The 4,915-nt window shown below is 52.8% G+C and carries 4 protein-coding genes; 3 read left to right on the forward strand and 1 reads right to left on the reverse strand.

Annotated features, from left to right (window positions below):
- Positions 1-141: 141 nt before the first annotated feature.
- The gene (drt3a, locus tag GOB85_RS18310; RefSeq protein WP_338422451.1) at positions 142-870 is read left to right on the forward strand and encodes an antiviral reverse transcriptase Drt3a; all 729 of its coding nucleotides are present in this window, start codon (positions 142-144) and stop codon (positions 868-870) included.
- On the opposite strand, the gene GOB85_RS18315 is transcribed toward drt3a, so the two are convergent.
- Complete coding sequence (locus tag GOB85_RS18315; protein ID WP_173578806.1) at positions 836-1,672, reverse strand: IS5 family transposase; 837 nt, start codon at positions 1,670-1,672, stop codon at positions 836-838. The two genes, drt3a and GOB85_RS18315, sit on opposite strands and share 35 nt — an antisense overlap.
- A 98-nt stretch (positions 1,673-1,770) precedes the next feature.
- On the opposite strand from GOB85_RS18315, the gene GOB85_RS18320 reads away from it, so the two are divergent.
- Both GOB85_RS18320 and drt3b read left to right on the forward strand, forming a co-directional pair.
- Entirely contained in the window at positions 1,771-2,118 is a 348-nt protein-coding gene (locus GOB85_RS18320; RefSeq protein ID WP_198912239.1) for a hypothetical protein, read from the forward strand.
- The gene (drt3b, locus tag GOB85_RS18325) at positions 2,111-4,183 is read left to right on the forward strand and encodes an antiviral reverse transcriptase Drt3b (RefSeq protein WP_198912240.1); all 2,073 of its coding nucleotides are present in this window, start codon (positions 2,111-2,113) and stop codon (positions 4,181-4,183) included. The genes GOB85_RS18320 and drt3b overlap by 8 nt, the downstream gene beginning before the upstream one ends.
- The last annotated feature ends 732 nt before the right edge of the window (positions 4,184-4,915 follow it).

A 4,915-nucleotide genomic window follows, 5' to 3' on the forward strand; every position in this document is an offset into this window, starting at 1 on the left:
ACCCCGGACCAGATGGCCAACAGCAACGCCGTCAGAAGGGCGGCATAACAACAACCGGGTATAGCTTATCAAGCCCGCAAAACTGTCCGAACGGACGGGACCACCTCAATCAGCCAGCGGGTCCTCAAGTCGAGCTTCAAGATCAACCTTTCCCAAAAGACCGGGCCGAAGGGAAAGCCCGTTTTCTGCATCGACGCGGAGCCCGAGACCTTCTTTGTAATCAAGCAACTCCAGCGTAACATCCATCGCATCTACGGTGTTAAACAGGCGAACCGTCACGACCTAGTCTGCCAGCTTCGCGATATGCTCGACAGCAAGTTTCCTTTCGAACTGGTCCGCACTGACATCTCGTCATTTTATGAGGGCATCGACCGCAAGCGCCTAGTCGAGAAGCTGGAGCGAGACCAGCTATTGAGCCCCACGTCAAAGAAATACATCAAGCAGGTGTTGGACTCATACGGTTTGATTTCTGGCACGCCGACCGGCGTTCCCCGTGGGGTGGGCATTAGCGCATACATGGCTGAGCTGTATCTGAGGCCAGTGGACAAGGCGATCCGTGCGATCCCCGGCTTGGTTCTGTATTGTCGGTTTGTCGATGACATCATGGCCGTGTTTGCGCGACCGTCCGCTGGCAAAAACCTTGGCTCGTTCAAGGAACTGATCATCACGATCTTCGGTGACAACGGGCTTACGCACAACGCGACAAAAACCTCGGAATTCACGCTGGCCAACACCGATCCGAAAAAATTCGAGTACCTAGGTTATCGCTTTCACCTTAAACCGGGCCAGTGCGAAATCAGCCCGAGCGCGGCTAAGAGCCCGATCCGAAAGTTTTTCAAGCTTGATAATGCCTTGCTGTCCGTCGTGTGAGCATGCGGATCGAGGCGATCAATGTCCATGCGGTTGAGGAAGCAATGGACTTTTCCCAATCTTTGGCGAGCCGCCTGCACCGTCCCAGCCAGGCGAATGTCCGTTCAACCACCCAGCGGCGCGGCAGGATCTGAAAGCCCTTCGCCGTATCGGGCCGCCTGATGATTTCGATCGTCCATTTTCCCATGGAGGCGAGCGCGGATCGCAATTTCTCGCCAGCATAGCCGCCATCAGCGAAGATGTGACGCAGCCAGGGAAAGCGCCTGCGTATTGCCGCCAGAACATCAACCGCCCCATCACGGTCCTGGATGTCGGCGGCATGAACGAGGAGAAAGATCAGGAAGCTGCAGGTATCAGTCACGATATGGCGCTTGCGGCCCTTGACCTTCCTGCCCGCGTCATAGCCCGAAAGCCCGCCGCTTTCCGTAGTTTTCACCGACTGGCTGTCAATCACGCCCGCGCTCGGGGAGGCTTCACGCCCCTCGATCTCGCGCAGGGTCATGACCAGCACCGTATTCATGACCTCGAACAACCCGGTATCACGCCAGGCGTAAAAATAGCGCCTGACGGTCGAGACCGGCGGGAAGCATTTCGGCAGCAGGCGCCACGCGCACCCGGCCGAGGCTATGTAGAGCATCGCGTTGACCACCTCGCGCATATCAGTCGTGCGAGGGCGACCGCCCCGTTTCGCAGGGGGCACAAATGGCACGATCAAAGCCCATTCCCCGTCCATCATATCCGATGGATATCGCAGTCCTTCCCGGCTATGTTCACGTCGGGCAATACCAGTCCATGTCACCATTCACTCCATCTCTTCGTAAAGACGGATGAATCACAACAGGCTGGTATTGTTCAAAAACTTTCGGATCGGGCTCTAAGATAGCGAAATATCGCGCGCGAATGAATGCTGCGTTCGCGGACTATTGGCGTGAGAAGCCGGTCAACCCGAGAGGTGCATTTAGAAAGCTGGTCGGGCGCATAAAATTCCTCACGGGCAACACCCGCCTTTCCAACAGTAAGTCACGCGCAGTTACAGGTATATACTACAACAACTCGATTGCGACCGACCTGTCGAGCTTCGAAATCCTTGATAAGCGGCTCAAGACCCGCATCGCCGAACTCAAGCGGACCAGCCTGCAAAAGCAGCTGAAAAAGCTCAAATTCACCACGGGCTTCCAACAACGCCGGTACCATAATTTCAGTACGAAAGAGCTGCAGATGATCGTGAGGGCGTGGAAACATGGTTAAGCGCCGCGTCTCGCTCACCCACCGAAAGCAAAGGTCTGTCCTTACGGACATGCTGCCGTTCGAGGTGCCTCCGACATTCTCCAATCGTGGCTATTATCGTTTCTTGAGGGACAACAGCGTTGAGATCGAAAAAGGCGAATTACGTTGGATTTGCGAGACGACCGATCTCGATCACACGATGCGGCTACTGTTCGGGATCAAGGCCACGACTGTGATTGCGGCCGAGGTTGTAACTGAATGGGGCAAGCAGAAAACGCGCCGCTCCGTATCCATCGGCAAATGCCAGATGACGACCATCCCGTTCAATTTCCGTGTCTCACATAACCTTGATGGACGCACGCTGAGCGTCGTCCACCCGCGCAATCAGGTCGCTGTCGCAAGCTTCTACGCAACGCACAGCGCGTTGATCATATACCACACGTCTGTTAGCGAGTTCTCGATCCGCCGTCCGGTGTCGGTGTCGCGCTACGCTTACTTCAAGGACAAGCTCCATGAAGAGCGTCTCGATGCCGTTGCGGGGCTGGAGGAGGACGACCGGGAGTACGAACAACTCGGCTCCTATTTCGTTTACCGGAAATACCGGAACATCCATCGCTTCTTTGAGTCGTATAAATATCATCGCAGCGAGAAAAAATACGATGCGATGGTCCAGATCGATGTGAGCAAGTGCTTTGACAGCATCTACACTCACTCGCTGCCTTGGGCTGTTCTGGGCAAGGATCAGACAAAATTCAGTCTGGAGGAATCGAAGGGAACCTTTGGGGGCAGATTCGATGTCCTTATGCAAAATCTGAATCACAAAGAGACTAACGGCATCGTCATCGGTCCAGAGTTTTCCCGAATTTTCGCCGAGATCATTTTACAGTCAGTTGATGCAGAACTGATCACGCAACTGGCCGAGAGAGCAAATTTGATCCACAAGATCGATTACGAAATTTTCCGATATGTGGATGACTTCTTCGTTTTCTACAATGAAGATTCGGCGCAATTAAAGATATTCGAAACACTCCAAGAAATTCTCAGATCCAAAAAATTAAGCATCAATACGGCTAAAATCAAGCATTATCAGAAGCCAATTATCACCGAAATTACAATCGCCAAAGAACGTATATCGACCCTTCTGAATGACGAGATCGATCCGGTCTGTGAGAAGGAGCCGCTGGACGCTCTCTCCGAGCCACCAAAGCAAAAGTTGGTCTGCGCCATAAACGCGAACCGTCTGATTACCCGGTACAAGGCTGCCATCAAGGAGGCGGGCGTCAACTATGGTGATCTACTGAACTACACCTTCGCCATAGCCGAGAATAAAATCGAGAAGCTCTTCAAAGCATATGTGGCGAGTGACAAATCAGATCGCGATCGTAAGTGCCTCTCCAGTGCCCTGCTCGCGATCGTGGAGTTCGCTTTTTTCGCTTACTCGGCGAGCCCGAAGGTCAATCACACAATCCGCCTCTGTAGAATGATCACAACCTCTGTGGGCTTCTTACAGGCGCAGGGCCTACCATACGAGCTTAAACACCTGCTCTTTAAGTATGTACACGATAACGTGATGCAACAACTCGAAAAAAACACAATGAGCGTCCATCGTGAGGTCGAAAGTCTCTACCTGCTTATTTCCCTATCGCAGATCGGCCGAGAATATTGGTTGCCGGTTTCCGTCCTTCTCGAGCATTTCCTGATCAAGGAGGAAGAGGGTACAGGGAATTATATTCGCCCATCGGGCTTTATGAATCACTTTTCGATCACGATCCTACTGTCCTACATCAAAGACAAGGTTCGTTATGGGAAGTTGAAGGTCTTCGTAGAGGCGCACATCATCGCCAAACTCGATTACATGAAGGTTCATTGTCCAAATGATGCGGAGACACTGATCATGCTGCTCGATCTCGTGGTCTGTCCTTATATCAGCACTACCACGAAGGGCATCATCGGCGAGATTGTTGGTTTGACTGCAGAAAGCCTCGCATCTGTTCAGTTTGCCAACGATTACTGGTTTACCGCTTGGGGCGACAAATTCGACCTCGGAAAGGAACTGGACGCGAAGCGCAGCCGTGAGGTATACTGAGGCTGGCGCTCCGCTTTACCCTTAATGGCTGTTGGCAGCCCACACACAAGCGCCTTCTCTTCCCCTATATCAATTGGGGGTTGGGTAACCAGACGGTAGGAGCGGGCCGTCTTTCCCACTTTTCGCAATCACGTCCGGCACTGCATAAGATCTCTGCTCTTTCTCTCCGTAAGTTTCGCCGTGTTTGCAGCTGAATTTTTTCTTTTCCACACCCACCTGAACACTTTAAAAATGAATTGTATGTCGTTGGACGAACCGGGTCTAATCTTCCTCCTCTTTCGAGTAGATGTCCGGGTTTTAAATTATAATCCCGAACCGGACAGACCGGTTCCCCCCCGAAGCCGCATGTCGGCTCAATAGAAACAGAGCAGATATACGGCAGTCGCCTTCATCCCGGTCGTTTGATCAGTTCTGGCCATCTTGCGAACGCAGCCACTCAAAATGGCTCAGCAAGAGCATAGGGCGAAAACCAGAAAAACGGTTTTCGCCCCACATTCGTCTGCAAAAAGCTTCAACCTATCTCGTCAACTCAGGCCAGCAGTTATTGAAATCAGATGATCGAACCAAGGCCGAGGTTAAGCGGCCTGTCTGGAAGCTCTCGTGGGTGCTCATCTCCCTTCGCTAGCAGCCTGTCGGGTTGGGGTACCCTGTGAAGGGGTAAGGTTGTAAGGTGGTGAGATGAGCAGCTTCATCCCGTCTGACCGGTCTCAGCCGTATCTTCTGCCTCCTGAT

It is taken from the genome of Acetobacter fallax (genome assembly GCF_011516735.1).
In the GTDB taxonomy this organism is placed as follows: Bacteria; Pseudomonadota; Alphaproteobacteria; order Acetobacterales; family Acetobacteraceae; genus Acetobacter; species Acetobacter fallax.

Excerpts from the sequence above, each read along its gene's own strand:
- GOB85_RS18315 (WP_173578806.1), bottom strand. The coding sequence starts at position 1,672 with ATGGTGACATGGACTGGTATTGCCCGACGTGAACATAGCCGGGAAGGA.
- drt3b (WP_198912240.1), top strand. The coding sequence starts at position 2,111 with ATGGTTAAGCGCCGCGTCTCGCTCACCCACCGAAAGCAAAGGTCTGTC.
- GOB85_RS18320 (WP_198912239.1), top strand. The coding sequence starts at position 1,771 with ATGAATGCTGCGTTCGCGGACTATTGGCGTGAGAAGCCGGTCAACCCG.